The following is a 1716-nucleotide window of genomic DNA, read 5'->3' on the forward strand; positions in this document are numbered from 1 at the left end:
GAGCAGCTCAAGCCCGCGAGCCCAATCCTTTGGCGACCCATGCAAATACCTTCACAGGCGACGCATTTCGCGCCGTCAGGGTGATGTTTTGCGCCTGCAAAACACCGCTTCGTCGCTTGGTACCTCAATCGATGCTGGTGAGCGGGATAGCATGAGAATTTACAGGTCGTAATGCCATGATCAACACTGCTGTCTCGCCGCATGACTTTTCGGTCAAACTCCCGCCAGCGAGGCTGTCCGCCTTGGATTTCCATCGCGGGCTGATTATGGCGCTCATGGCCCTGGATCATGCCAGCATGCTGGTGGCGCGCAGGCACGCCCAAGAATATTGGGGCGCGGCGCTGCCCGTCTTCCCTGACAGCTTCTGGTTCATGGTGCGCTGGCTGACGCACGTTTGCGCGCCGGGCTTTGCAATGTTGATGGGCGTAGGGATCGTCTTGTTGGTCGAAGCCCGTGTACGCAAGGGCTGGGACATGACTCATGTCCGGCGATATTTGATCAATCGCGGGATGTTGTTGGTTGTCCTGCAACTGCTGGTCGAAGACCCGGCGTGGATATTGGGCATCTTCAGCGCCCATCCCGGCGCAGCGATAACATGGGGCGATATGGCCGGAGGCGGAAGCGATGTGCGGCTCCACTTGGGCGTGCTATTCAGTTTGGGTATGAGCATGATGGTGTGGGCACTGATGCTTGAATTGCCGAGCTGGACAATTGCGCTGCTGTCAACGCTGACCCTGATCGTGACCGAGTATTTGGTGTCGATTCAGCCGGGCCCAGGCGCGCTGGTCGCGCCATGGCTGCGCGTGCTGGCGGTGGCGGGGCACACTAATGCTTGGGACGTCGCTTACCCCGTCTTGCCGTGGTTGGGCGTGAGTGGCCTGGGTGTCCTGATCGGACGCGGCTTGCTGCACGATCAGCAAGCCACGCAACGTTCGGCCTTGTGGGCTGCTGTGGGACTGGCACTTTTGTTTATTGTGTTGCGCGCGGCAGGCGGCTTGGGCAATCTCAATAGTGTTCCGCCTGGCTTGGCCGGGTTTTTTACCGTTGTGAAGTACCCACCCAGTATCGCCTTCGTTGCCGTCACCCTGAGTTTGAACCTGGCGTTGCTGGCACAATGGTCGCGACTGCCGGGTTGGATGACGCATGCGCACAATCCGCTGGTCACCTTCGGCCGCTGCGCACTGATGTTCTATTTGGTCCACCTGTGGCTGTTTGCCGCGATGGGTCTGATGTTTCGTGGCGGTGCGGGCCCCGCCACAATGCTGCTCGCCTGGATCACCGGGCTGGTCTTGATGTGGTTGTTCTGTCGTTGGTACTTGCGGTTTCGGAGCACCCGGAGAGTGAATTCGATGTGGCAGTTTTTCTGACACCTCCTTTGATCGTCGAGCGCGCCTGGGGGGCGTCGAGATGAACATTCAATTCTCGCTCAAGCAGGTTTTCGGTGGCTCATTGCACGGTGCGTGGAGCACTTGGACTTGGAAAAGGGATGATCAGGCTGAGTCAATAACGACGATTGGCGGAAGCGGTGAGATTCGAACTCACGATCGGGTTGCCCCGACGCCAGTTTTCAAGACTGGTGCATTCAACCGCTCTGCCACGCTTCCGGCGTATTTGAATTCATGCAGACGGCGCCCGGGCACTGGCCCAAAACACCGGATTGAAACGGATAGGAAATTCAACCGCATGAGGCCAAGTATGGCACGAGTCTTTGGCTTC

Annotated in this window: 1 protein-coding gene and 1 tRNA gene; one reads left to right on the plus strand and one right to left on the minus strand. The window is 58.5% G+C overall.

The window, feature by feature from the left end; genetic code table 11:
- The first annotated feature begins 176 nt into the window (after window positions 1-176).
- Window positions 177-1367, plus strand: a complete 1191-nt coding sequence (locus tag QWB57_RS08565; protein ID WP_288969154.1) for a heparan-alpha-glucosaminide N-acetyltransferase domain-containing protein — start codon at window positions 177-179, stop codon at window positions 1365-1367.
- Window positions 1368-1514: 147 nt separating this feature from the next.
- On the opposite strand, the gene QWB57_RS08570 is transcribed toward QWB57_RS08565, so the two are convergent.
- Window positions 1515-1604, minus strand: a tRNA-Ser gene (locus tag QWB57_RS08570).
- Window positions 1605-1716 lie beyond the last annotated feature (112 nt).

Origin of the sequence: uncultured Thermomonas sp. (genome assembly GCF_937872235.1) — a bacterium.
Taxonomy (GTDB): Bacteria; Pseudomonadota; Gammaproteobacteria; order Xanthomonadales; family Xanthomonadaceae; genus Thermomonas; species Thermomonas beijingensis.

What these genes read in the sequence shown, in the direction of transcription:
- QWB57_RS08565 (WP_288969154.1), top strand. Translation starts at nt 177, where the DNA reads ATGATCAACACTGCTGTCTCGCCGCATGACTTTTCGGTCAAACTCCCG.